The sequence below is a fragment of the Janthinobacterium glycogeni genome (assembly GCF_051380725.1).
Lineage (GTDB): Bacteria > Pseudomonadota > Gammaproteobacteria > Burkholderiales > Burkholderiaceae_D > Janthinobacterium.
Map to the genome: position 1 here is coordinate 74,385 of NZ_JBNYXP010000011.1, position 21,574 is coordinate 95,958.

Annotated in this window: 18 protein-coding genes; 11 read left to right on the forward strand and 7 right to left on the reverse strand. The window is 63.3% G+C overall.

Annotated features, from left to right (window positions below; genetic code table 11):
• The first annotated feature begins 30 nt into the window (after positions 1-30).
• From hisF to tatC, 7 genes are all read left to right on the forward strand, one after another.
• The gene (gene hisF / locus ACQ4W4_RS22245) at positions 31-792 is read left to right on the forward strand and encodes an imidazole glycerol phosphate synthase subunit HisF (RefSeq protein ID WP_326459562.1); all 762 of its coding nucleotides are present in this window, start codon (positions 31-33) and stop codon (positions 790-792) included.
• A gap of 35 nt (positions 793-827) precedes the next feature.
• The gene (gene hisI, locus ACQ4W4_RS22250) at positions 828-1,265 is read left to right on the forward strand and encodes a phosphoribosyl-AMP cyclohydrolase (protein WP_070219635.1); all 438 of its coding nucleotides are present in this window, start codon (positions 828-830) and stop codon (positions 1,263-1,265) included.
• The gene (locus tag ACQ4W4_RS22255; protein ID WP_034753849.1) at positions 1,262-1,633 is read left to right on the forward strand and encodes a phosphoribosyl-ATP diphosphatase; all 372 of its coding nucleotides are present in this window, start codon (positions 1,262-1,264) and stop codon (positions 1,631-1,633) included. Before hisI ends, ACQ4W4_RS22255 begins: the two co-directional genes overlap by 4 nt.
• Positions 1,634-1,649: 16 nt before the next feature.
• On the forward strand, positions 1,650-2,021 hold the full coding sequence (locus tag ACQ4W4_RS22260; RefSeq protein WP_436543811.1) for a histidine triad nucleotide-binding protein: 372 nt from the start codon (positions 1,650-1,652) through the stop codon (positions 2,019-2,021).
• Positions 2,022-2,101: 80 nt separating this feature from the next.
• Positions 2,102-2,338 carry a Sec-independent protein translocase subunit TatA gene (tatA, locus tag ACQ4W4_RS22265; RefSeq protein WP_071075001.1) on the forward strand — a complete coding sequence of 79 codons (237 nt, stop codon included), beginning with the start codon at positions 2,102-2,104 and terminating at the stop codon, positions 2,336-2,338.
• A 48-nt stretch (positions 2,339-2,386) separates the two neighbouring features.
• Positions 2,387-2,920, forward strand: coding sequence for a Sec-independent protein translocase protein TatB (gene tatB / locus ACQ4W4_RS22270; protein WP_436543812.1), 534 nt, complete (start codon positions 2,387-2,389; stop codon positions 2,918-2,920).
• The gene (tatC, locus tag ACQ4W4_RS22275; protein WP_035823092.1) at positions 2,917-3,672 is read left to right on the forward strand and encodes a twin-arginine translocase subunit TatC; all 756 of its coding nucleotides are present in this window, start codon (positions 2,917-2,919) and stop codon (positions 3,670-3,672) included. The genes tatB and tatC overlap by 4 nt, the downstream gene beginning before the upstream one ends.
• Positions 3,673-3,755: 83 nt before the next feature.
• Here the strand turns inward: tatC and ACQ4W4_RS22280 are convergent, their stop codons facing one another.
• The 5 genes from ACQ4W4_RS22280 to ACQ4W4_RS22300 form a co-directional block, all read right to left on the reverse strand.
• Positions 3,756-4,190 (reverse strand): hypothetical protein, encoded by a 435-nt coding sequence (locus tag ACQ4W4_RS22280; RefSeq protein ID WP_436543813.1) that lies wholly within the window; start codon positions 4,188-4,190, stop codon positions 3,756-3,758.
• A gap of 172 nt (positions 4,191-4,362) precedes the next feature.
• A complete protein-coding gene (locus ACQ4W4_RS22285; protein WP_436543855.1) occupies positions 4,363-6,222 on the reverse strand; it encodes a DUF885 domain-containing protein in 1,860 nt (619 codons plus the stop codon).
• A gap of 169 nt (positions 6,223-6,391) precedes the next feature.
• Positions 6,392-6,880 (reverse strand): hypothetical protein, encoded by a 489-nt coding sequence (locus tag ACQ4W4_RS22290; protein ID WP_436543814.1) that lies wholly within the window; start codon positions 6,878-6,880, stop codon positions 6,392-6,394.
• Between the two features lie 69 nt (positions 6,881-6,949).
• Positions 6,950-11,131, reverse strand: a complete 4,182-nt coding sequence (locus ACQ4W4_RS22295; protein ID WP_436543815.1) for an SNF2-related protein — start codon at positions 11,129-11,131, stop codon at positions 6,950-6,952.
• Positions 11,128-13,071, reverse strand: coding sequence for a dipeptidyl-peptidase 5 (locus ACQ4W4_RS22300; protein WP_436543816.1), 1,944 nt, complete (start codon positions 13,069-13,071; stop codon positions 11,128-11,130). The genes ACQ4W4_RS22295 and ACQ4W4_RS22300 overlap by 4 nt, the downstream gene beginning before the upstream one ends.
• Before the next feature lie 198 nt (positions 13,072-13,269).
• Here ACQ4W4_RS22300 and hemE point away from each other — a divergent pair, with 198 nt between their 5' ends.
• Positions 13,270-14,355, forward strand: coding sequence for a uroporphyrinogen decarboxylase (gene hemE, locus ACQ4W4_RS22305; RefSeq protein ID WP_070312001.1), 1,086 nt, complete (start codon positions 13,270-13,272; stop codon positions 14,353-14,355).
• An 842-nt stretch (positions 14,356-15,197) separates the two neighbouring features.
• Positions 15,198-17,249 (forward strand): primosomal protein N', encoded by a 2,052-nt coding sequence (locus ACQ4W4_RS22310; RefSeq protein WP_436543817.1) that lies wholly within the window; start codon positions 15,198-15,200, stop codon positions 17,247-17,249.
• Here ACQ4W4_RS22310 and ACQ4W4_RS22315 read toward each other — a convergent pair.
• Positions 17,246-18,136 carry an ArgP/LysG family DNA-binding transcriptional regulator gene (locus ACQ4W4_RS22315; RefSeq protein WP_436543818.1) on the reverse strand — a complete coding sequence of 297 codons (891 nt, stop codon included), beginning with the start codon at positions 18,134-18,136 and terminating at the stop codon, positions 17,246-17,248. The two genes, ACQ4W4_RS22310 and ACQ4W4_RS22315, sit on opposite strands and share 4 nt — an antisense overlap.
• 131 nt (positions 18,137-18,267) lie before the next feature.
• Here ACQ4W4_RS22315 and ACQ4W4_RS22320 point away from each other — a divergent pair, with 131 nt between their 5' ends.
• On the forward strand, positions 18,268-19,716 hold the full coding sequence (locus ACQ4W4_RS22320) for a dihydrolipoyl dehydrogenase (protein ID WP_436543819.1): 1,449 nt from the start codon (positions 18,268-18,270) through the stop codon (positions 19,714-19,716).
• Between the two features lie 164 nt (positions 19,717-19,880).
• Entirely contained in the window at positions 19,881-21,002 is a 1,122-nt protein-coding gene (locus ACQ4W4_RS22325) for an HD-GYP domain-containing protein (RefSeq protein ID WP_436543820.1), read from the forward strand.
• A 1-nt stretch (position 21,003) separates the two neighbouring features.
• Here ACQ4W4_RS22325 and ACQ4W4_RS22330 read toward each other — a convergent pair whose 3' ends face one another.
• Positions 21,004-21,489 (reverse strand): SRPBCC family protein, encoded by a 486-nt coding sequence (locus ACQ4W4_RS22330; protein ID WP_436543821.1) that lies wholly within the window; start codon positions 21,487-21,489, stop codon positions 21,004-21,006.
• Positions 21,490-21,574: the final 85 nt, after the last annotated feature.

Consider the following 21,574-nt stretch of genomic DNA (forward strand, 5'->3'; position numbering starts at 1 on the left):
CCCTGGCCTGACGACAATCTGGATACCATCATGCTTGCAAAACGTATCATCCCCTGCCTCGACGTGACCAATGGCCGCGTCGTCAAAGGCGTCAACTTCACGGAATTGCGCGATGCGGGCGACCCCGTGGAAATTGCCCGCCGTTATGACGAGCAGGGCGCCGACGAAATCACTTTTCTCGACATTACCGCCTCGAGCGACAACCGCGGCCTGATCTTCGACATCATCGAAGCGGTGGCATCGCAAGTGTTCATTCCGCTGACCGTGGGCGGCGGCGTGCGCGTGGTGGAAGATGTGCGCCGGCTGCTCAACGCGGGCGCCGACAAGGTCAGCATCAACACCTCGGCCGTGACGAATCCTCAACTGGTGTACGAGGCCTCGCAAAAGCACGGTTCGCAATGCATCGTCGTCGCCATCGACGCCAAACAGGTGTCGCCCGGCAAGTGGGAAGTGTTTACCCATGGCGGCCGCACGGCCACGGGGCTCGACGCGTTCGCATGGGCCAAAAAGATGGAAAGCCTGGGCGCCGGCGAAATCTTGCTCACCAGCATGGACCGCGATGGCACCAAGGTGGGCTTCGACCTGGGCTTGACGCGCGGCGTGTCCGACGCCGTCAGCATTCCCGTCATCGCCTCGGGCGGCGTGGGTGGCTTGCAGGATCTGGTCGACGGCATCAAGGTGGGCCGCGCGGACGCCGTGCTGGCCGCCAGCATCTTCCACTATGGCCAGCACACGGTGCAGGAAGCCAAGCAGTTCATGGCGCAGCAGGGCATCCCCATGCGTCTGGCGTAAAGACAAGCAAGTCAATATCAGCGGGATAGAAGAACATGCAGAACGGAACCATCGTAGCAAGCAATGCCAAGTGGCTGAAAAAGGTCAAATGGGACGAGCACGGGCTGGTGCCCGTGATCGCGCAGGAAGCGGGCAGCAATGACGTGCTGATGTTCGCCTGGATGAACCGCGACGCGCTGGCGCGCACGGTGGAGCTGGGCGAAGCCGTCTACTGGAGCCGTTCGCGCAAGAAACTGTGGCACAAGGGCGAAGAATCGGGCCACACGCAAAAGGTGCTGGAAATCCGTCTCGATTGCGACGAAGACGTAGTCTTGCTGAAAATCGAGCAAGCCGGCGGCATCGCCTGCCATACGGGCCGCCATTCGTGCTTCTTCCAGAAGTTCGAAGGCGACGAAAAAACGGGCGAATGGCAGATCACCGACCCCGTCCTGAAAGACCCCGAGACGATTTACGCGGAAAGCAAGAGCAAATGAGTGAAACGTTAAAACGCCTGGCCGCCGTGATCGAATCGCGCAAGCTGGCCAATGGCGGCGACCCCGCCACGTCCTATGTCGCGCGCCTGTTCGCCAAGGGCGATGACGCCATCCTGAAAAAAATCGGCGAGGAAGCCACGGAAACCGTGATGGCCGCCAAGGATGCGCGCCGCGACAACGACCCGTCGAAGGTCCTGTACGAATGCGCCGATCTGTGGTTTCACTCGCTGGTGATGCTGGCGCAGTTCGACCTGACGCCGCAGCAGGTGCTCGACGAGCTGGCGCGCCGCGAAGGCTTGTCCGGCCTGGAAGAAAAGGCGGCGCGCAAGGATGAGCTGCGCGACGCTGGCGAAACAGACAAACACTGACCTGACCGGAGAACGCGTGGATAACTGTATTTTCTGCAAGATTGCTGCAAAACAAATCCCCTCGACCATCGTGTATGAAGACGAGGACCTGCTGGCCTTCAAGGACATCAACCCGGCCGCCCCCGTGCATCTGCTGCTGATCCCGAAGCGCCACGTGGCGACCCTGTCCGACTGCGATGACAGCCATACGGACATGCTGGGCAAGCTGCTGCGCCTGGCGCCGAAACTCGCCGCCGAATTCGGCTGCGCCGTCAGCTATGACGCCGACGGCACGCCTGCCGGCGGCTTCAAGACCATGATCAACAGCGGCCCGAACGGCGGGCAAGAGGTGTATCACCTGCACATGCATGTGTACGGCGGTCCCCGTCCCTGGCGCGGCCAGCACTGATTTCGCCGTGCGCCGGGTTCGCGTGTATACTACCGGCATTGGTTGACGCTATTCGGGCACCGTCCCGCAAGGAGAATGTGATGGGTTCATTGAGTATTTGGCACTGGGTGATCGTTCTGGTCATTGTGATGCTGGTCTTCGGCACCAAGAAACTGGGCAATATCGGCGGTGATATCGGCAAGGCCGTCAAAGGCTTCAAGGATGGCGTCAAGGGCGATGATGACGCGCCGGCAGCCAATACCCCTCCTGCTGCGCCATCGCAAGTGGCCGACAAAAGCACCATCGACGTCGAAACGAAAGAGAAAAGCAAGTTCTGATAGCGTGGCGGGGCGCTTGCCTCGTCCGGTAACAGCCCTTGTCCGCTTATGATCGATCTCGGCCTCTCTAAAATCGCCATCATCGGCGTCGTTGCGTTGATAGTCATCGGCCCTGAAAAGTTGCCGAGAGTGGCGCGCATGGCCGGCACCCTGTATGGCCGCGCGCAACGCTACCTGAACCAGGTGAAATCCGAAGTTTCGCGCGAAATTGAAATGGAAGAGCTGAAAAACCTGCAGAAGGAAGTGCAGGAGGCGGCCCATTCCGTCAAGCAAAGCGTGGAGAAATCCATGCATGGCGTGGAAAACTCGATCTCCGGCAACCTGGCCGAGGTGGAAAACGCCTGGCGCGGCGATTCCAGTGCATATGAGGGGCATCACGATGCCCATGAAGCCATGCTGCGCGCCACCAACGATGACCTGGCCCGCAAGGCGCGCGAATTCCGCCGCAAGAAACTGGTGCGCAATTCCGCCATCCCTGGCTGGTACAAGCAGCGCCATGGCGGCAAGCAGCACGTGCAGTCGGCCGCCGCCCGCGTGGCGCGCTTCCGTCCGCGCGCCAGTTCCTCCTCCTTTTACTCATGAGTAGCAAATCCCCGGTGGAAGAAACCTTTATCTCGCATCTGGTCGAGCTGCGCAACCGTCTGGTCAAGGCGTCGATCGGCATCGCCGTCGTCTGCGCCGTGCTGTTTTATTGGCCCGGCCCATCGCATATCTACGATTTCATTGCGGCGCCGATGATCGCCTCGCTGCCGGCCGGCTCGAAAATGATCGCCACCGGCGTCATCTCGCCGTTCCTCGTGCCGATGAAAGTGACGCTGGTGATCGCCTTCATCGTCGCCTTGCCCTGGGTGCTGTACCAGATGTGGGCGTTTATCGCGCCCGGTCTGTACACGCATGAAAAGCGGCTGATCGCGCCGCTGGTCATCTCGTCTTCCCTGCTGTTCATGGCCGGCGTGGCCTTCTGCTATTTCTTTGTGTTTGGCCGCGTGTTTCACTTCATCAGCGACTTTTCCCCGTCGTCGATCGCGGTGACGCCCGATATCGAAAACTACCTCGATTTCGTCATGTCGATGTGCCTGGCCTTTGGCGCCACGTTCGAAGTGCCCGTGGTGGTGGTGATCCTCGTGCGCATGGGGCTGGTTTCCATCGCGAAACTCAAGGAAGTGCGCCCCTACATCATCGTCGGCGCCTTCGTCATTGCCGCCATCGTCACGCCGCCGGACGTGGTCAGCCAGTTCTCGCTGGCCATCCCGATGTGCCTGTTGTTCGAACTGGGCTTGCTGGTGGCGCCCATCTTCGTCAAGGCCACCCAGGCGCCGGAAGAAGCGTCCTAGGCGTAAGCAAGCCACACAGGCAAAAGCCGCTGACCTCCCCCGGGAGCAGCGGCTTTTTCATTGTCGAGAAAGTTGGTGTGCGCTTACTGCAGCATCAGCTTGCTGAGGATGCCCAGGTTGAGCAGGATCAGGGTGCTCATCATCCAGTACACGTGTTTCATGTCCGCGCCATGGCGCAAGTCCATGCGTTCCAGGCGCGCATCGAATTTTTGCTCGGAATTATCGAATCTGGCATCGAACTTCCGTTCAAGTGCATCTATTCTGCTATCGAGTTTCAGTTCCAGCGCATCTATTTTCACATCAAGGGCACCCACCCTGGTGTCGACTCTTTGCGACACCAGCTTGATTTCCCCCAGCAGATTGCGCTCCAGCGCCGCCAGTTCGCCATGCACGACGACGGCCGACCCCAGCACATCGCCCAGGGCCGCCGCATGGGCTTCCGCTTGCTGCACGGGCACGCCTGCCGAGGCGAGGCGTTTGGCGTAATCGAGGGTGTCGAACTGGATGGGCATATGCATGGACGCTCCTGAAATCCAGCCTAGCAGAAAAAGCGGCGATTGCCAGTGAGGAGTGCGGTGGCGCCTGCCTTCCCGTCAGCTTAATGGGCAGGGCAGCCGGTGGTTTGCGGCGGCGCAAACGCATGTAAAAAGGGCGCCGCGGCGCCCTTTGCAAGCTGACGGCGAGCGCCGCTTAATTCATCAATTCCTTGATGACTTTCACGGGAGCGCTGCCGTAGCTGAGGAATTGCTCGTGGAAATCTTTCAGCACGAACTTGCTGCCCAGCGCTTGCTTGCGCTGTTCGCGCAAGTCCATGATTTCGCTGTAGCCGCTGAAATAGCTGGTCAGCTGAACCGAGCTCAGCTGCACGCGGCGCCATTTTTCCGTCGCTTCACGCTTGGTCTGGAAGGCCTGGCGCGTCAGCAGGTCCAGCGCCTGCGCTTCCGTCATGCCCAGCACGTGCACGCTGTAGTCGAGGATGGTGTTGGTGACGCTGCGCAAGTTCCACTTCGAATACATCAGCCACATTTCCGGCGCGTTGTTGCCGTAGCCCGATTCGAGCATCATGCGCTCGCCATACACGGCCCAGCCTTCGATCATGGCGCCATTGCCGAAGATCGACTTGACCAGCGACGGCGACTTGTTGGCGTACACGAGCTGCGTGTAGTGGCCGGGGATGGCTTCGTGGATATTCAGGATCTGCAAGATCCAGTGGTTGTACTCGCGCAAGCTGCTTTCCGCCTGTTCCGGCGTTTCGCCATCGAGCGGCGTCACGTTGTAATAGGTGCGGTCCTGCGGGCGGTACGGGCCGGGCGCCTCGATGCTGGCGCCGGCCACGCCGCGCTGGTAAGCGGGCGTTTCACGCACGACCAGCGGCTTTTTCGGGTCCATCGTCAGCAGGTTGTGGCTGGTCACCCATTCCTGCAACTCGGGGATCTGGCGGCGGATTTCCGGCACGAAATCGGCTGGCGCCACGTGCTTGCTGGACAGCTTGTCGATCACCATGCCGATCTTCGCCGTGCGGTCCGCCGGCTTGGCCGTAGTACCCATGGTTTTCACCCACAGCTCGTCGGACAGGCTATCCATGTGCTCGAGCAACTTTTCGCGCGCGGCCAGGGCTTTCTGGTACATCTGCTCGGCGCTGACGCTGGCCTGGATATCGTAGGCGAATTTTTGCTCATATAGCTCCTTGCCGATGCGGAAGGAGCGCGCATTGCCGTTCTGCGCCAGCGCGGCATCCTGTTCCTTCAGCCAGGCCGCGTAGCCTTGCACGGCCGTGCGGGCTGCGGCGATGCGGGCGTTGTACAGCTGTTTTTCCGCCGGCGTCAGGATGGAACCCTGCGCCGCCTTGTTCAGGTCGTCAAGCACGCTGAGCACGCCGGCGCTCTGGGCGATGGCCAGCTGCGTGTGTTCGCGCGTGGGGTTGACGATGCTGGCGCGGGCGGCCGCATAGTATTGCGGCACGGTGGCGATACGCTTGAGCAAGGTACGCAGGCGCTGCGGCTGGGCCGCGTATTCCGTGTTCAGGATGAAGTCGATGGAACCGGCCACGTTGTACTGGGCGGGATTCCATTCGAATTCGCGGAAGGTGGTCAGATACCAGCGGTCCGATTGCAGTTTATTCGTCAGCAAGGCCAGGTCGGTGCGTTGCTTGTCAGACATTTTGCCGGCATTCAGCTTGCCGAACTTGCCCAGCCATTCTTCGATGAAGGCCAGTTGCTTCTGGCGGCTGGCCGCGTCGGGAATGCTCAGGTTGGCGGCGCCATCGTACTTGCCGACCGAAATCGCGCTTTCCGGGTCCAGGCGCCACAGGGCCGTGAGGAACTGGCCGCTGAGGTTATTCATGGAGCGGTCGCTGCTGTTCTCGCTGGCGACGGCCGCGACCGTCGCTGCCGTGGCCGCCGTGACGACGGCCGCCTTCTTGGCGACGGTTTTCTTCTTGCTGCTGCTGCTCGTTGCCTTGCCTTGTTTCTGCGGCTTCTTGGCGGCGCTGGCCGGTGTCAGGGTAAAGGCCATCATCAATGCGGCGAGCGCAACTTTATTTTTGATCAGCATAGTTTATCTCTTGAATATTTGGCTGTTTGTCATTGTAAGGAAAGAATAAACTGACAATATGAATAACAAACAACTATTGAAAGGTTGGCCTTGCTTGCCTGGGCGGCCCAAAGATTAGCATTAATTGCCGCCGCTGCGCAGTTTTTTGCGCCGGGAGCGCGCCGCGCTAGACGACGATGGCGCTGCCGTGCAGCAATTCCTGGTGGCGCGCATTGATGGCCGCCACGGCATCCTTGCCGCGCGCCATGCCGGTGGCGTGGATTTCCGTTTCCTGCGTGTAGCGCTGGCTGACGCGCACCGTGTAGGACTGGAACAGCCAGCTCCAGAAGTTCGTTTCATAGACGGCTTCATCCATGTCGCGCCATTTGACGCCCGTCAGTTTCTTTTTCCACGGCAAGATACCGGAGGCCAGCCACACGCCCGCCTCATCAATGTACAGCTGATAGCTGCGGATCGTCAGCAGGCGGTAGCCGACGATCAGCGCCGAGCCGATCAGCACCACGAAGGCGGCGCGCGCGTTGTACTTGAAGGCCAGCGGCAGGGCGGCAAAGAACAGCAGCACGGCAATGAGGAAGGTGCTGACGTAGGCAGTCCAGGATTTGCCGCACAAAAAGGCGGCGCGCTGGCCGGCGGTGGTGGCGATAAGGTCGGTCATGGCGTGGCATCAAAACAGGGAAAAACGATCATCGCATGGAACCCGGCGGCGCCGCGCATTTTTTCAAGCTCATCGCTTCAAGCCCTCCTGCAGCATGCCCAGCATGTCATTGGCCGACATGCGCGCGGCCGCGTCGCTGCCTTCCAATAAACTGTCGGCCAGGTCGCGCTTGTGCTGGTGCAATTCGACGATGCCTTCCTCGATCGTGTGTTTCGCCACCAGGCGGTAAATGGTCACGGGGCGCAATTGCCCCATGCGGTGGGCGCGGTCCGAGGCCTGGTCTTCCACGGCCGGGTTCCACCACGGGTCCATGTGGATCACGTAATCGGCCGCCGTCAGATTGATGCCCATGCCGCCCGCCTTCAGGCTGATCAGGAATACATCGCCCTCGCCCGCCTGGAAGGCATCGACGCGGCGCTTGCGCTCCTGCATGGGTGTGCTGCCGTCGAGATACTGATAGCTCACGCCATGCTGCTCCAGGTGCCGGCGGATCAGGGTCAGGTGATCGACGAACTGGCTGAAGACGAGTACCTTGTGGCGGTTTTCCAGCAAGCCCGACAGCAGCTCGGCGAAGGCGGCCAGCTTGCTGCTGGCCAGGCCCAGCTCGGGCGCCACCAGCTGCGGATTGCAGCAGGCGCGGCGCAGCTTCATGATCTCGGCCAGGATCTGGATGGCCTTTTTCGACGCCGGTCCTTCCACCATGGCCAGCTTTTCCAGCGCTTCGCGGCGCAAGGATTCGTACAGCGCCGTTTCCTGCGGCGACAATGCCACTTCCAGCACGATTTCCGTGCGCGATGGCAATTCCGACAGCACTTGCGTCTTCGTGCGGCGCAAGATGAACGGCGCGATCAGGCGGCGCAAGCGCAGGCGCGCGCCTGCCGCCGCCCGCTTGTCTTGATCTTTCTCAATGGGACCGGCAAAGCGCAAATTAAACTGGTCGAGGGTACCCAGCAAACCGGGGTTGATGAAGCGGAACAGATTCCACAGTTCGCCCAGGTGGTTTTCCAGCGGCGTGCCGCTGGCCACCATGCGGAAGTCGCCTTGCAAGGCCATCACGGCTTGCGAGCGCTTGGTGGCGCCGTTCTTGATGGCCTGCGCTTCGTCGAGCACGATGGTATGCCAGCGCACGCCGGCAAACATGGTGGCTTCCTGCTGCAGCAAGCCGTAGCTGGCCACCACCACGTCGAACGGTTGCAAGGTGCCCAGCATGTCGGCCCGGTCGCCGCTGCCGAACAGCTTCACCTGCAAGGTGGGCGCGAAGCGCTGCGCTTCGCTGATCCAGTTCATGCACACGGACGTGGGGGCGACAACGAGGGTGGGACCGTTCGGCGCGCGCGCCAGGATCAGCGCCAGCGCCTGCAAGGTTTTACCTAAGCCCATGTCGTCGGCCAGGCAGGCTCCCACGCCCCAGTGCGCCAGACGCGCCAGCCATTGGTAGCCGGCCAGCTGATAGTCGCGCAAGTCGGCCTGCAGGGTGCTGGGCAGCTGCGGCTGATAATCGTCGAGGGCGCGCAGGCGCAGCAGGTGTTCGCGCCACAACTTGTCGGCCTTCACGCCGCCCGCATCGTTGGCCAGCTCTTCCAGCGCGAAGGCGGCCAGCGGGTGGATGTGCACGCCGTCGGCATGCGCCTCGCCATACGCGGCCAGTTCGGACAGCCGGCGGTGCAATTCGTCGCTGAGCGCGAGGAACTGGTTGTCGCCCAGGGCCACGAAGCGGCTTTTATTGTTCTGCATCAAATCCAACAGGGCGCGCAAATCCATGACCTTGTCTTCATCGATCTGCACTTCGCCGCTGGCGGCAAACCAGTCTTTTTCGCTCTTGATGTTCAGGCGCATCTGGCCGCTGTCGATGCGTTTCGATACGCGCATGGTTTCGCCTTCCGGCCAGGCCAGCACGATGCCGGCGGGGTCCAGCGCCTGCAGCTCCACCAGCAGTTGCAGGCCTAGCGCGGGCTGGCCCAGCAGCCACTCGCCATGCTCTTCTTCCGCCTCTTCCAGCACCAGGCATTTTCCGATGAGCTGGCGCTGCGCTTCGCGTTCCGCGTTCAGGTCGCGCCGCGCTTGCACGGCCCGGCCCGCCACGTCGGCAAACACGCTCTCGGCGCCGCTGCCCGGTGCGTAATAGGCGCCGTTGTCGAGCAGCGGGCGGACCAGAATCTGCATCTTGAGACCCTGCTGGTAGGGCAGCAGGTGCACGTGCAGGCGGTGGTCGGCCGTGATCGCTTCCGCGTCGCCGGCGCCGCCGCCGATATCCGATTGCACGGTGACCATGGACGAGATGGCGCCGATGGCCTGCATGACCTGCTTTTCCGCATGCAGGGGCACGGACAGGCCCAGGCCCACGATGGCGCCGATGCGCCGGTGTTCGTCGAGGATGTGGACCACGCGCAAGCGCGTCGGCGTCTCGCGCTGCACCACCACGTTGCTGCCGTTGTCGGGCAGGGGCGGTTGCATGCCCAGCCACAGCTGCCCCTCGTGCGACTTGATGAGGAGCTCGGGCGCGCCGGCGATCAGTTCCACGCGCGTGTCGGGATGATCGAGCCAGAAAACGAGCGGGTGGCCCACCAGCAGCACGGCGGCCTTGTCCAGCTCGACTTCATAGCGCGGCGCCGACGAATAATATTGCTTGAACGGCGCGATGCTGCCGGCCGCGCGCGCGTCTTGCGGCGTGAGGAAATCGATGTCGCCCGCCTCTTCGGCCAGGCGTTTGAGGCCCATGGCGCGGCCCTTGCTCCAGCCGCCGCGCGCGTCGCGCTTCTGCTCGCGCACTTCCACGGCCGTGAGGCCGAAGCGCGGGTCGAACGCCACCAGCCAGACGAGGCGCGAGACGCCGCCCAGCGCTTCGGCCGGCGCGTTCTGCTGCAGGTTGATCAGGGCGCTCAGCTGGCGCTGCCACGCTTCCTGACGCTCGAACCACGGCGCCATGTCCGTCAGACCGTGTTGCGCCCGTTTGGCCGTGGCATAGCGCTCCTGCTGCGGCTCGCCCATCAGGCCCAGCAAGCCGGCCGCCTGCGCGGCGATCAAATCGTAGCCGGCCGCGTCCGCTTGCAGCACCAGCAGGTGCAGTTGATCCTTGCGCTCGCTCAATTGCGGCAGGGCCAGCCAGTAGTACAGCAAGGCCTGGAACAGCTGCGCCTGCAGTGCCGTTTCCCAGCTGCGCGTGGGGATGCTTTCCGCCAGCTGCACGCCGGCGCGCACCAGGCGCAAGGTATTGAGTTGCTGGTAGACGATGCTGTCGTGGTTTGGTTGCGCATGCAGCGCGATATCGAGGTAGGTCTCCGCGCTTTTCAGCAGCTTGGCGTCGTTGCCGCGCAGCAGGGCCAGCACGTACAGGTGGCCGCCGATGCCCGTAAAGCACAGCTTGCGCTTGCCTGTTTCCTTGCGCAACCCTTTCAAGGCCGTTTCAAAGCCCGCCACGGCTTGCGCATGTTCGCCGCGCAACAGGGCGATGCTGCTGTCGACAAACAGCGCCTGCGGCCCCTGCTGGCCCGCCAGGTAGCGCGCGGCGGCGTCGAGTTCGCCGCACAGCAGGGCGTCTTCGGCCAGGGCCAGCGGCAGGGCGGCGCCGATATGGTCGCCGGCGGCCGCCTGGCGCGCGTGGTGGGTGCGCGCGTAGGTGCGGATGGCGTGCGCCGTGGCCGGTTCGCGCGGCGCATTGCCCAGCAGCACCGCGAGGATGTCGTCCTGCAGTTGCGGCATGACGAAAGACAGCATTTCCGGCTCGAACGGCCGGCCGAAGATCTCGATCAGCGGGTGCAGCTGCTGCGCCTCATAGCAGGCCATGCAGGCGGCCAGGATGGCGGCCACGTGGCGCACCTCGTCATTGCGCAAGAGGGCGATGCGCAGGCGCGCCACGCCCTGGCGGTAACTGCGCAATTCCACATAGCCATCCCAGTTGCGGCGCACGGGGTTGATCAGCTCGATGGCCTGGCACAGGTCGCGAAACACCAGGTGCTCGATGGCGGCGCGCATGGCGGGCCAGCGCAGCCTGGCTTCGCAGGCAAAGCCGCGCCCCACCACCTCGCTGGCCAGCGCCAGACGCGTCAGCCGTTGCAGCATGTTGGTGACCACCAGCAGGGAAAACGGCGTGCCGTCGGGCTCGACGACATTGGCGCGCTGCAAGTGTTCATACACGGCATGCTTGCCCACCGGTTCGCCCGTAATCGCCAGCAAGGCCAGGATCATCTGTTCGTGCTGCTCCAGTGCGGCGAACTCGTCCAGCAGCTGTTGGTCTACATGCTGTTCGCTCATGCGGGCAAGTTGGCGATATGCACGGGCGCATCGCCGGCCGCCACGGGCAGGCCGAACACGCGCTGGTAGAAATACAGTTCCGCGTCGAGGGTGCGCACGATGTTTTCCGCCTTGCGGAAGCCGTGTCCCTCGCCTTCGAGCGGCACGTAGGCGACGGGCACGCCGCGCGCCTGCAGGGCGTCGACCATCAGCTGCGACTGCTGCGGCGGCACCACCTTGTCATCGAGGCCCTGGAAGAAGATCATCGGGCGCGACAGTTTATCCGTGTGGTGGATGGGCGAGCGCTCGCGGTACAGCGCCTCGGCTTGCGGTTGCGAGGCGATCAGGTAGTCGGTGTAGCGCGATTCGAACTTGTGCGAATCGTTGTCCAGGCCCTTCAGATCGGACACGCCGTAGTAACTGGCGCCCGCCTTGAAGACGTCGTGGAACGTCAATGCGCACAGGGTCGTCAGGCCGCCCGCGCTGCCGCCGCGGATGATCAGGCGCTCGGGGTCGGCCAGGCCGTTGGCGGCCAGGTAACGGGCGCCGGCGATGCAGTCTTCCACGTCGACGATGCCCCATTGTCCGCGCAGCGCATCGCGGTATTCGCGGCCGAAACCGCTGCTGCCGCCGTAGTTGACGTCGAGCACGCCGATGCCGCGGCTGGTCCAGAACTGCGTCGCCAGTTTCAAGGTATTGCTGGCCATGCTGGTGGGGCCGCCATGGCTGATGACGATGACGGGCGGCAAGGTGCCTGCCGGCGCCTGCACGTCGCCATTCGTGGGCGCATAGAAGAAGGCGTGGGCGGTGCGGCCATTGCTGCTCGGATAGCTCAAGCTGCGCGGCACGGACAGGTAGGCGAGCGGGGGCAAGGCCGTGATCGACTGCGCCAGCACTTCCAGCTCATGGTTAGCCAAATCGATGCGCGCCAGTTCCAGCGCGATGGTGGGGCTGCCGCCGAGCAGCGCGACGAAGCCGGGGCCCACGCGCAGTTCGCGGATTTCCTGGTACGGGTGCGGTATCGGCTCGAGCTTGGCCGCCGCCACGTTCAATTGCGCCAGGTAGCTGATGCCGGCCTGGATGTACGTGCAGACGATCTCGTCGTCGGAAAGAAAACCGTACATGCTGCCGCCGAAGGTCCAGTGCGGCGTGGCAAATTCCGCTTCCATCGGGCATAACGCCTCGATGTCGGCGCCGTGCAGCCGGTACAGATTCCACCAGCCGCTGCTGTCGGAAACGAAGTGCAGCAAGCCGTTCGGCGACCATTCCGGCTGGCAAATCGACTCGCGCGCGCCGCCGGCGATCAGGCGCGGCGAACCGAGGCTGCCGTCCGGCTGCACGTCGGCCAGCCACAGTTCCGTGCCTTGCCACGGCAGGCGCGGGTGGTCCCAGCTGATCCAGGCCAGCTGGCTGCCATCCGGCGACAAACGCGGCGCCGCATAAAAATCGTGGCCCCGCGCCAGCACCGTTTCGCGCCCGTCGAAGCCGACGGCCACCAGGCAGTTTTCCGGATGCGCATGGCCTGCGTCCGGATGCTGCTCGCGCACGGCGATCAGGCGGGCACGGGCCGCATCGACGACGAAGTCCGCATGGCGCGTGTTGCCGCCCGTGGTGAACGCTGCGGGCGCGGCGTCGCCGGCCACGCGGTACAGGCAATTGTCGGCGAAATGCGAAAAATATACGGTATCGCCGGCGACGGCATACGCGCCGCCGCCGTACTCATGCACGCGAGTACGCACATTGAACGGCGCCGGCGTGAGTTCATCGACGCGCGCGCCGCGCTGGCGCAGCAGGGTGTTGCGGCCCGCCTCGCTGGCGCGCCCGGCCAGCCAGTACACATCGTTCCCATCCGCACCGCCCAGGGCCAGCTGCGTCAGCGGCGAGGCGCCGGCGGCGACGATGGCCGCGCTGATCGGCGATGGCCAGATGCCATAAGGGGTGCTGGATGCGGTCGAGGTCATGCGGGCTCCGTATAGTGAGGGGATCAAGGGCCGCCAGGCAGGGTCAGGGCGCGCGGCGGCGTGCATCATCATAATGGAAGGGCAGGCACAACGAAAGTCATCGCTGTGCGTGGCAAATGCTGCAAAGCGGCACCGGAATCAATGAAATGGCAGCGATTGGATGCGATAATACCGCTTCTCCAAGCTCGATTGCCTGCCATGCCACAATTTGCTCCGCTCCAGAATGACACTTTCCTGCGCGCCCTGCTGCGCCAGCCGACCGAGCACACTCCCGTCTGGCTGATGCGCCAGGCGGGCCGCTACCTGCCCGAATACCGCGCCACGCGCGAGCGGGCCGGCTCCTTCCTGGGCCTGGCGAAGAATCCCGATTACGCCACGGAAGTCACTTTGCAGCCCCTGGAGCGTTTCCCGCTCGACGCGGCCATTTTGTTTTCGGACATCCTGACGGTGCCTGACGCCATGGGCCTGGGCCTGTATTTCGCCGATGGCGAAGGCCCGAAGTTCGAGCGCCCGCTGCGCACGGAGCAGGACGTGAAGGCCTTGCAGGTGCCGGACCTGGCGTCGCTCGACTATGTCTTCAAGGCCGTCACGCAGATCCGCACGGAACTCAATGGCCGCGTGCCGCTGATCGGTTTTTCCGGCAGCCCGTGGACTCTGGCCTGCTACATGGTGGAAGGCGGCGGCTCGAAAGAGTTCCATACCATCAAGAAGATGCTGTACAACCGCCCTGACCTGATGCACCACATCCTGGCGATCAACGCCACCTCCGTGGCGCAATACCTGAATGCGCAGATCGACGCCGGCGCGCAAGCCGTGATGATCTTCGATTCCTGGGGCGGTGCGCTGGCCGATGGCGCCTACCAGGAATTCTCGCTGGCCTATATGCAGCAAGTGGTGGCGCAATTGAAACGCGACAAGGATGGCGTCAAGATTCCCGCCATCGTGTTTACCAAGGGCGGCGGGCAGTGGATCGAGCAGATCGCCGACATCGGCGCCGATGCCGTGGGCCTGGACTGGACCGTCAACCTGACGCGCGCGCGCCAGCTGGTGGGCCATAAGGTGGGCTTGCAGGGCAATCTCGACCCCGCCATCCTGTTCGCCAGCCCCGAGCAGATTCGCGCGGAAGTGGCGAAAGTGCTCAACGCCTTCGGTGCGCCGTCGGCAGGTACGGGCCACGTGTTCAACCTGGGTCATGGCATTTCCCAGTTCACGCCGCCGGAATCCGTGGCAGCGATGGTGGAAGCCGTGCACAGCATGAGCCGCGCCATGCGCAGCGGCCAGTAAGTCGTCGTTTTCCCCTGGCTCAGGGGCAGAAAAGGCAGGCTTTCCAACGGAAGCCTGCCTTTTTCTTTGCTGCGCCTTAGCAAGACATACCGACTTATGCACAATTTTTTTTGCTGCGGAAATAAAAGGCAGTGTAAAAGCCATGCCCCGGGGCGATTTATAAGTAATTGATTATTAAGGAATAAAAAATTCATTGACTGGCGGACTTTGTTGCTATTGATAAGGTTATTCTTTCGTCCGCCTGCCTTATTCCTTCATTGTCCACAAAGTTATCAACAGATTCTGTGGATAAAATTGAAAAGTATTTTGTTAACCGGTACTTAGCGCCGATGTTCAGGTTTCACCTGAAGTGCATGTTGCAGTGCATGATAATTGAACAATGTTTCGCCGTCCGTCAGGTAAAAACGAACGCTTGCCCGGCAATTGTCAATTTTGCTGCATGCCGCCCGCGTTTTTCTCGATCGGACGCCTCAAAATGGTGCTGATTTCTGTATAAATAAATTACAAATGGCTCAGTTATGCACAGCGGCGGAAATGTCCTGTGGATTTGTGGCCGCCCGGGCATCAATTTTTAAGTCATTGATTTTACATACTTAATTTTTCTTGCGTGCCGCTCTTGACGGCGATCGAAATTTTCTGTCCACATTTTTCTGAAAGTTAATTTTGCTTTGTCCACAAAGTTATCCACAGAATTTTCTTCAGGCACGAGAGCGCGCTGTCCCGTCCGTCGTTAGGCGTTTGACGGACGAAACAAGTATCATGGCCCGCTGGCTTGCTGCCGGACATCCCGCCGCGCCATCGCCCCTGCGGCGCGCTTTTTTATTGAGATAGGCCCTACCCCCATGTCGCAGTGCATTTTGACGTCGTGCATCCTGAACATCGCGCTCGACACGCCCTTGAACGCCCTGTTCGACTACCGCTGGAACGCGGCGGCGGATGCGGACGCAGCCGTGCCGCTGCCGCAAGTGGGGCAGCTGGCGCTGGTGCCGTTCGGCCGGCGCGAAGTGATGGGGCTGATCGTCGGGGTGTCCGACAGCACCGACGTGCCCGCCGCGAAATTGAAGGACGTGCTGGCCGTGCGCAGCCAGCTGGCGCCGCTGTCGGCACAGTGGCTGGCGCTGGCCGCCTTTGCCGCCGATTACTATCAGCGCCCGCTTGGTGAAGTGGCCTTGCCGGGTTTACCGAAGAATTTGCGCGTGCTCACCACCGTGGCGCTCGACCGCGCCATCAAGAAGCTGGGCAAGCTGGCCGATGCGCACGACGGCACGCCGCTGAACATGCCGGCACTCAATGCCGCCCAGCAAGAGGCGGCTGACGCCATCGGCGGCGCCCAGGGCTTTCAACCGACCCTGCTGTACGGCGTCACGGGCAGCGGCAAGACGGAAGTGTATCTGCAAGCCTGCGCCCAGGTGCTGGCGCGCGAGGACGATGCGCAAATCCTCATCCTGGTGCCGGAAATTAACCTCACGCCCCAGCTGGAAGGCAATATCCGCGCGCGCTTTCCCTGCGTCATGCTGGCCACCCTGCACAGCAGCCTGTCCGAAGGCGAGCGCATGCTGCACTGGCTGGCCGCGCACCAGGGCCAGGCACGCATCGTGCTCGGCACGCGATTGGCGATCCTGGCGTCCTTGCCGAAATTGAAACTGATCGTCATCGACGAGGAACATGACCCGTCCTACAAGCAGCAGGAAGGCTTGCGCTATTCCGCGCGCGACCTGGCCGTGTGGCGCGCCTGGCAATTGCAGATTCCCATCGTGCTCGGTTCGGCCACGCCGTCGCTGGAAAGCTGGCACCACGCGCAGACGGGGCGCTACCGCAAGCTGGAATTGCGCGAGCGGGCCGTGAAAAATGCGGTCTTGCCGCGCGTGAAGATCCTCGACATGGAGCGCGACAAGCCGAAAGACGGCCTGACCTCGCATCTGGTCGCCGCCTTAAAACTGCGCATGGAACGGGGCGAGCAGTCGCTGCTGTTCCTGAACCGGCGCGGCTATTCGCCCGTGATCTGCTGCGAATCGTGTGGCTGGATCAGCAATTGCACGCGCTGCACCTCGTTCATGGTGCTGCACAAGCCCGAACACCGGCTGCGCTGCCACCATTGCAGCCTGGAATTGCGCATTCCCCGCCATTGCCCCACCTGCGGCAACGTCGACTTGCAGCCGCTGGGACGCGGCACGCAGCGGGTGGAAGAGGGTTTGCAGCAATTGTTTCCCGAGGCGCGGATTCTGCGCATCGATGCCGATTCCACGCGCAAGAAGGGCAGCGCGCAGGAAGCGTTCGACAGCGTGCACCGGGGCGAAGTGGATATCCTGATCGGCACGCAGATGGTGGCCAAGGGCCACGATTTCAAAAAGCTGACCCTGGTCGGCATTTTGAATCCGGACACGGCCCTGTTTTCGCAGGATTACCGGGCCAGCGAACGGCTGTTCGCCCAGCTCATGCAGGTGGCGGGCCGCGCCGGGCGCGCCGCGCAGACGGAGGGCGGCAGCGTCAGTGAGGTGCTGATCCAGACGCGCTACGCGCGCCATCCGCTGTATGAAGCGGTCGTCAACCACGATTACGACCATTTCGCCACGACCTTGCTGGAAGAGCGGGCGCAGGCGGCGCTGCCGCCGTATCTGTTCCAGGCCCTGCTGCGCGCCGAGGCGCCCGAGCTGGCCACGGCCATCGCATTCCTGCAGGCGGCGAAAGAGTGCATGGAGCACCCGCAGGTGACCATCAATGACCCGATTCCCATGAGCATGACGCGCGTCTACAACGTGGACCGCGCCCAGCTGCTGCTGGAATCGCCCTCGCGGCCCGCGCTGCAGGCGTTTTTAAAAGAATGGTTAAGTGAGCTGCGCGCCATGAAGTCGCGCGTGAAATGGTCGCTGGAAGTGGACCCGCTGGACATTTAAGCCAGGTAGTCGCGCCCGGCCTTGACGATCTGCTCGGACAGCAGCTTGGTAAACGGCGTGTCCAGGGTCCACGCGTGCCAGCTCAGCGGCACGTCCAGGGTGCTGCCTGGCAGCAGATCGATGAGTCTGTCCGTCGCCAGCGCCTGCGCGGCCAGGCGCTGCGGCATCAGGCCGTAAGCCAGGCCATCCTGGACGCAGGCGCGGCGCGCCGCTTCGACCGGCAAGGTGTGGTGCGGAAACGGTTCGCGCATGTTTAATTGTTCAGCGAGGAAACGCGCCAGCAAGCCGTGCTGGCCCACCACGGCCGGTGCCAGTTGTACCGCCTCGGCAATAAAACCGTCGCCGAACCAGTGCCCGGCAAACACGGGCGTGGCCACGCAGACATAGCGCAAGGTGCCCAGCGGCGTGACGCTGGTGGCGGCCGCCGCGTCAAGCGCTGGGCCGGACTCGGCAGTCACGCCGCCAAACACGGAGCCGTCGCGCACCATCTGCAGGGCGCTGTCGCTGTCGGCCAGGCGCACGTCGAGCTGGCAGCGGGGCGGTGCCAGCAGGGCCGACAAGGTGTCGGGGAACCACGTGGCCAGGCTGTCGGCATCGATGGCGATGGCGATTTCCGGCATGCTGACGCTGTTGCCCAGGTCGATGTCGAGCGATGCTTCCATCAGCTTGACGTTGCGGTGATGCACGATCAATCGCTGGCCCAGGCCCGTCGGCACGGCTGGCTGGCCACGGATGATCAAGAGGCGCCCGCTGGCGTCTTCCAGCGCCTTGATGCGCTGCGAGACGGCCGACTGGGTGATGCCCAGCGCCAGGGCGGCCTTGTCGAAACTGCCATGGCTGGCCACGGCGTCCAGCACGGCCAGCGCGCGATAATCGAGTGATCCCATTAGCTCAGCTTATAAATTTTAGAATTGATTAGTTATACTAATACACATATTGCAGCAAAGTAAAACCTTATTTTCGGCAAACGGGTAGTATCGAACGCTGTGAGCAATCTGACGCGGAGATAAGTAGCACGATGAAAACGATACAAGTGGATGTGGCCGTGATCGGCAGCGGTACGGCCGGCATGACGGCGCACAAGGCGGCGCGCATGCAGGGCAAGCGCGTGCTGATGATCGAAAGCGGGCCGTATGGCACGACCTGCGCCAGGGTCGGCTGCATGCCCAGCAAGCTTCTGATCGCGGCGGCCGAGGCGGCCCATGCCGTGGCTGCCGCACCCGCATTTGGCGTGCATCCGGGCCCCGTGCGCATCGACGGCCGGCAAGTGATGGACAGGGTGCGTAGCGAGCGCGACCGTTTTGTCGGCTTCGTGCTCGACGGCGTCAACGCCATCCCCGAGGAAGAAAAACTGCGCGGCCACGCCCGCTTCATTGCGCCGGGCAAGCTGCAGGTCGACGAACACACGCTTGTCGAAGCGGCCAGCGTGGTGATCGCCACCGGTTCCACGCCCATCGTGCCGCCCGAGTGGCAGGCGGCGGGCGAGCGCGTCATCACCAGCGACGCCGTGTTCGAATGGACGGACTTGCCAAAGTCAGTCGCCGTGGTCGGCAGCGGCGTCATCGGCCTGGAACTGGGCCAGGCGCTGGCGCGTCTCGGCGTGCGCGTGACGGTGTTTGCGCGCGGCAATAAAGTCGCGCAGCTGACGGACCCGCTGGTGCTGCGGGAGGCCGACGCCGTGCTGGCGCGCGAACTCGATATCCGTTTCATGACCAAGGTCGCGCACATGGCAAAAACGCCGGACGGCGGCGGCATTCTGCTGACCAGCAGCGATGAGGCGGGCGTGGAAAAAACCGAGCAGTTCGAGTACGTGCTGGCCGCCATCGGCCGCCGTCCGAACGTGGACAAGATCGGCCTGGAGACGGCGCAAATCGAACTCGACCGACATGCCGTCCCCCTGCATGACCGGCACACCATGCAGTGCGGCAAGAGCGCCATCTTCATCGCCGGCGACGCCGACAACGCACTGCCGCTGCTGCCCGAGGCGGCCGACGAGGGCCGCATCGCGGGCGACAACGCGGCGCGCTTTCCTGACGTCCAACCGGGCTTGCGCCGCACGCCGTTGACGATCGCCTTCACGGAGCCGCAGATCGCCACCGTGGGCGCGACGTACCAGCAACTGTGCGTGAGCCACGCGGGCCGCTTCGCCGTGGGCGCCGTGTCCTTCGGCAACCAGGGCCGCAGCCGCGTCATGCTGCAAAACCAGGGCATGTTGCGCGTGTATGCGGAGTTCGGCAGCAAGCGCTTTCTCGGCGCCGAACTGATCGGCCCGCGGGCGGAACACCTGGGCCACTTGCTGGCCTGGGCGTGCCAGGCGCAGCTGACGGTGCCCGCCATGCTCGACATGCCGTTTTACCACCCCGTCATCGAGGAAGGCGTGCGCACGGCCTTGCGCGAGCTGGCGCTGCACCTGGAAAAAGACCCGGAACACGCGCCCGGCTGCGCCGACTGCTCGCCTGGCGTCTGATGCAATTTTAATATTTACACAATTTTGTAGACAAGCGCACATGATTGCGCGATCATCGCTGCCACATTGAAATATTGATTAAAAGCAAAAAACATTTCAATTGGCACATGCCGCTGATGCCAGGATGGTAAAAACAAGCGGGTGCAGGCGATGATGGAGACGATGTGAAAATTCGGCGCATTTACGCGGGAGAACTCGCCCTGGGCGTGGCCTTGCCCTGGGACGTGCACGGCGAGACGGGCGGCTTGCTGGCCAGGCTGGGCCATGTCATCAGCAGCGAGAACCAGATCGCCTTATTGCTGGCGCGCGGCGTCATCGCCGACACGAGTGCCGACGTGCCGCGCACGGCCACCGAAGCGCCGTCGGCCCTGCGCATGCTGAACCTCGTCACGGCGGGGCTGGCCCTTGTCTTGCCGGTCATTGCCGCCGGGCAGACGGGCAGCCACCTGTCGCTGGCGCCGCTGGCGCAACTGGTGGAAGAGGCCGTTGTGCTGGACGCCGACGTGGCGCTGGCCTGCATCCTGCACAACCAGGGCGCGGGCGACTTTGCCGTACGCCACAGCGTCGACACGGCCGTCATCACGGCCTTGCTGGCGCGGGCGCTGAAACTCGATGATGAGGTCGTGCGCAGCGTGGTGCTGGCCGCGCTGAGCATGAATGTGGGGATGCTGGAACGCCATGCGGATTTCCAGCAGAAGGCGGGCCCGCTGGACGCGCAGGAACGGGCCTATTTGCGCGCCCACCCGCAAGCCGGTGTCGACTTGCTGCGCGCGACGGGCGTCACGGACGCCGTCTGGCTGCAAGCCGTGCTGCAGCACCATGAAAATATCGATGGCAGCGGGTATCCGCTGGGCACGCAAGGCGAGGCGATCGGCATCGGCGCCCGCCTGATCATGCTGGCCGACCGCTATTGCGCGCGCGTCTCGAAGCGCAGCTACCGCCAGCCCTTGCTGCCGAACGTGGCCCTGCGCGAAATGCTGATGGCCGACAAGGCCACCCTGGATGCGCCGCTGGCGTCGCTGCTGGTGCGCGAGCTGGGCATCTACCCGGTCGGCACCTTCGTCAAACTGCTCAATGGAGAAATCGGCGTCGTCACGCGCAAGGGCTTGAATGCCACCACGCCCCACGTGCAGTCGCTGATCGGCCCCCGCGGTGCGCGCCTGGACGTGCCGCTGCGGCGCGATACGCGCGTGGACTTGCACGCCATCCGCGAAGTGCTCAGCGCGGAGCAGGCGGGCTTGCAGTTCCGGCCCGACCAGCTGTGGGGCCGCAGCGCGCGAGTTTGATTTAGTTCAGCAGACCCGCATCGAGCCGTCCTTCGAGCGCCAGCTCGCGCATGATGCGCACGGTGTCGATGTCGGATTCCTTGTAGGCCGAGCGGCGGAAGTCGTCGTACAGGGCGTTGGCCGCATCGGTGGCCGCGTCGTGGCCGTCGTCGTACTGGAAGCGCACCCACATGCTCGCTTCGTCGGGCATTTCGATGGTCATCACCAGCGAGGAGGCGCTGATATCCTGTTGCGCCGGCACTTCGTAACGCACCTGCAGTTGCGGCACCAGCACCACCCTGTCGTTGATGATCAGTTCGCCATAGCGCAGGCTGCGCGCGAAACCGGCGTCGCTGCGCTCGCTGATCTGGCACTCATCGAGGTGCGGCACGAACAGCTTCGGCGACTCGGCGCGCAAGACCAGACCGCGCCACACTTGTTCCAGGGTCAGGGTGTCGATCAGCGGATTCAAAGGATCGTTGATTTCAATCAGGTGTTCAAATTTCATGGGACTGCCATTCGGTAAGTGGGCGCGCACGGGCGATATAGGCGGAATGGTACTCCAGGCGTGGCATCGCCGCACGCATTCCATC

Bases quoted from the DNA above. Each gene is read 5' to 3' on its own strand.
- ACQ4W4_RS22255 (WP_034753849.1), top strand. From the start codon at position 1,262: ATGAGTGAAACGTTAAAACGCCTGGCCGCCGTGATCGAATCGCGCAAG.
- ACQ4W4_RS22330 (WP_436543821.1), bottom strand. From the start codon at position 21,489: ATGAAATTTGAACACCTGATTGAAATCAACGATCCTTTGAATCCGCTG.
- ACQ4W4_RS22280 (WP_436543813.1), bottom strand. From the start codon at position 4,190: ATGCATATGCCCATCCAGTTCGACACCCTCGATTACGCCAAACGCCTC.
- hisF (WP_326459562.1), top strand. From the start codon at position 31: ATGCTTGCAAAACGTATCATCCCCTGCCTCGACGTGACCAATGGCCGC.
- ACQ4W4_RS22315 (WP_436543818.1), bottom strand. From the start codon at position 18,136: ATGGGATCACTCGATTATCGCGCGCTGGCCGTGCTGGACGCCGTGGCC.
- hisI (WP_070219635.1), top strand. From the start codon at position 828: ATGCAGAACGGAACCATCGTAGCAAGCAATGCCAAGTGGCTGAAAAAG.
- tatB (WP_436543812.1), top strand. From the start codon at position 2,387: ATGATCGATCTCGGCCTCTCTAAAATCGCCATCATCGGCGTCGTTGCG.
- hemE (WP_070312001.1), top strand. From the start codon at position 13,270: ATGCCACAATTTGCTCCGCTCCAGAATGACACTTTCCTGCGCGCCCTG.
- ACQ4W4_RS22300 (WP_436543816.1), bottom strand. From the start codon at position 13,071: ATGACCTCGACCGCATCCAGCACCCCTTATGGCATCTGGCCATCGCCG.
- ACQ4W4_RS22320 (WP_436543819.1), top strand. From the start codon at position 18,268: ATGAAAACGATACAAGTGGATGTGGCCGTGATCGGCAGCGGTACGGCC.
- ACQ4W4_RS22290 (WP_436543814.1), bottom strand. From the start codon at position 6,880: ATGACCGACCTTATCGCCACCACCGCCGGCCAGCGCGCCGCCTTTTTG.
- ACQ4W4_RS22310 (WP_436543817.1), top strand. From the start codon at position 15,198: ATGTCGCAGTGCATTTTGACGTCGTGCATCCTGAACATCGCGCTCGAC.
- ACQ4W4_RS22295 (WP_436543815.1), bottom strand. From the start codon at position 11,131: ATGAGCGAACAGCATGTAGACCAACAGCTGCTGGACGAGTTCGCCGCA.
- tatA (WP_071075001.1), top strand. From the start codon at position 2,102: ATGGGTTCATTGAGTATTTGGCACTGGGTGATCGTTCTGGTCATTGTG.
- tatC (WP_035823092.1), top strand. From the start codon at position 2,917: ATGAGTAGCAAATCCCCGGTGGAAGAAACCTTTATCTCGCATCTGGTC.